General features: G+C 40.5%; 2 protein-coding genes and 1 pseudogene. 2 read left to right on the top strand and 1 reads right to left on the bottom strand.

Annotated elements, in window-relative coordinates:
• Together Q0C19_RS11830 and Q0C19_RS11825 are read left to right on the top strand one after the other, a co-directional pair.
• Positions 1–699 (top strand): class I SAM-dependent methyltransferase (locus Q0C19_RS11830; RefSeq protein ID WP_295056347.1); only part of this gene is annotated, 699 nt, incomplete at its 5' end.
• Positions 696–2,021, top strand: coding sequence for a glutamate-1-semialdehyde 2,1-aminomutase (locus Q0C19_RS11825; protein ID WP_295056344.1), 1,326 nt, complete (start codon positions 696–698; stop codon positions 2,019–2,021). The genes Q0C19_RS11830 and Q0C19_RS11825, both read left to right, overlap by 4 nt.
• On the opposite strand, the pseudogene Q0C19_RS11820 reads toward Q0C19_RS11825, so the two are convergent.
• Positions 2,014–2,556, bottom strand: a pseudogene (locus Q0C19_RS11820) (hypothetical protein); the annotation flags it as partial. The gene Q0C19_RS11825 and the pseudogene Q0C19_RS11820 sit on opposite strands and share 8 nt — an antisense overlap.

Here is a 2,556-nt window from a genome sequence, read left to right as displayed (position 1 = left end):
AAGGAATACCGTATGAGTCAAACACAGCAATACGTTGATCATGAATCGGATAAATGGTTCGATAGAAATACTAAAACGGCGCGAAACTGTTTTACCGAATATTTGGTTTCCCTTTTCCCGCGCAAAACATTGGCAGAATTGGATGTCGCGGAAGTGGGAATCGGAAGGGGCGGCAATCTTTTATACCTTCAAAATTTTGTAAAAAGTATACACGGATATGACGGCTCCAAAAAAGCCGTTGATCACTGCAGCGAGTTTATCCGACTCATCGGTGCGGAAGAGAAAATGAAAACTCAGCAACTGAATGCTTGCGGCACGTTTGATATACCTTTCACATACGATATGGTTATATACGGGTTCCTTGCGTATATGATTCCCGAGAATGAGCTCATTCAGATGAGAAAAAATATGCTTCAAATTCTTAAAAAAGACGGGTATATCTTTATTTATGATTTTCTTTCCAAAGAGAATCTGGAAAAACCGGATGCCTATAATCCGCATCTAAACGTTTATAAGCGTAATCTCTCTTTTTGGACAAACCATTTCGAGGGATTTGATCTCGTCGATTTTCGATTGTTTGATAATGATCACCAAGCAGCCTGTTTGCTTCAGGATTCTCCCTCTTTTATTGATACGGAGTGTACGGCAGATGATAAAAACTGGGCGTTTTCAGCACTTTTCAAACGGAGTAGTTTATGATTACCAATTTTAAAAATTCCAATGTTTTACGCCAAAAAGCCAATTTTTACATCCCCGGAGGTGCTCATACCTACTCCAAAGGAGATGATCAATTCCCGCAGCTTAGCCCCCACTCTATTGTGAGAGGAAAGGGTGCCAGAATATGGGATGTTGACGGGAATGAATTTGTTGACTGGGGAATGGGGCTTACTTCGGTTATTCTTGGGCACGCCTACGATGAAGTCAATGAAGCGGTAAAAGCAGAGATGGATAATGGGATTAACTTTATACGACCCTCCTATCTTGAAGCGGAAGTCGCCGAAATCGTCTCATCTCAGATACCTTCCGCCGAAATGGTCAAATTTGCCAAAAACGGTTCCAATGCTACAACGGCAGCGATTAAACTTGCAAGAGCTTTTACCGGTAATGATATTGTTCTGAGATGTGTCGATCAGCCTTTTTTTAGTATTGACGATTGGTTTATCTGCGATACTCAAATTGACAGAGGTATTCCGAAGAATTTTCACCCTTTGACCAAGCAATTTCAATACAATAATATCGAATCGCTTCGGAAGCAAATCGATACCTATAAACCACAAGGGATAGCCTGCGTCATTTTGGAACCGGCTGCAATCGAAGAACCTGCGGGAAATTTTTTGCAACTCGTCCGTGAAGAGTGCTCTCAGCATGGTATCGTTTTGATTTTTGATGAAGTTGTCAGCGGATTTCGGTTTCATCCCAAAGGGGCGCAATACCTTTACGGGGTGACACCGGATCTCTCATGTTTCGGAAAAGCAATCGCCAACGGTTTTTCTGCATCCGCACTAGTCGGTAAGCGCGATATCATGAGTCTAGGCGGTATTTCCCATGATAGCGAACGTCTTTTCTTGCTTTCGACAACCTACGGGGGAGAGACACACCATTTACGGGCTATTCAAAAGACGATTGAGATTTTAAATAGGGATGATTATGCGGTAACGCGCCATATTTGGTCGGTAGGGAAGCGGCTTAAAGAAGAGTTTAATAACCTTTCACGTTCTCTAGGAATTGAAAAGCAAGCCTATATGGGGGGGATTGATTGCCGTCCCTATTTTGTTTTTTTAGATCCGTTCGGGAATCCTGATAATAATCTTAGAACTCTTTTTGTCCAGGAAATGATCAAATGCGGTATTTTGGTACAGGGGATAAGCCCATCATTTTCGCATCAAGAAGATGAGGTAGTACAAACGGTATCTGCATTTAAATTTTCATTGCAGACACTGAGTGCGGCTATTGCGGCGGGAGATGTTTCTACCCGTTTTAGGGGAGAACCTATTAAACCGGTTTTTCGAAAATTTAATTGAGCTTATTGCTCTTTTTAAGTGTTTCGCAAATATTGTGGATCGTCCCCGCAAGATTAAATAGGTACGGCATGTGATTATAAATCCATGCAAGTGCTTTTTGTTTATTTTCGATAGGGTTATGTACTTTTCGTACTTTTATAACGGCGATATCAAGTTCGGAGTGAATAATGTTGGATTGCCCTATCTCATAAAAAAATTCTTTGAAATATTTATTAGTATCGAATTCTTTCCGTAGATTCTCAATAACCGTCAGTAATTTCATAATCTCTTTATCTGAAAAGACTTCTAGCTGCTCTTCCTCGCTCAAATTCTCAAGCTTTTTGCACGGCTCGGCAATTTTAAGAAAAGCTTTTTCAACGACGGTCTGGAGTTTTTTCCCTTCCTGGACTAACTTTTTAATTTCTTTTTTGGCTTTTTGCGTATTTTTACGTATTTCTTCCTGTGTCGGATAGCTCATCTGAAGCGTATTTTTTATTTTTGAAGTATCTATATATTCTTCAATCGCATTACTAAAGGGCATTTCGAGTGTTCCGTC

This window comes from Sulfuricurvum sp. (genome assembly GCF_023250475.1).
Lineage (GTDB): Bacteria > Campylobacterota > Campylobacteria > Campylobacterales > Sulfurimonadaceae > Sulfuricurvum.
The sequence above is the reverse complement of the archived record's forward strand: the minus strand, read 5'-3'. Positions and strand labels throughout refer to the sequence as shown.

Coding starts and splice junctions, on each gene's coding strand:
- Q0C19_RS11825 (WP_295056344.1), top strand. CDS start 696: ATGATTACCAATTTTAAAAATTCCAATGTTTTACGCCAAAAAGCCAAT.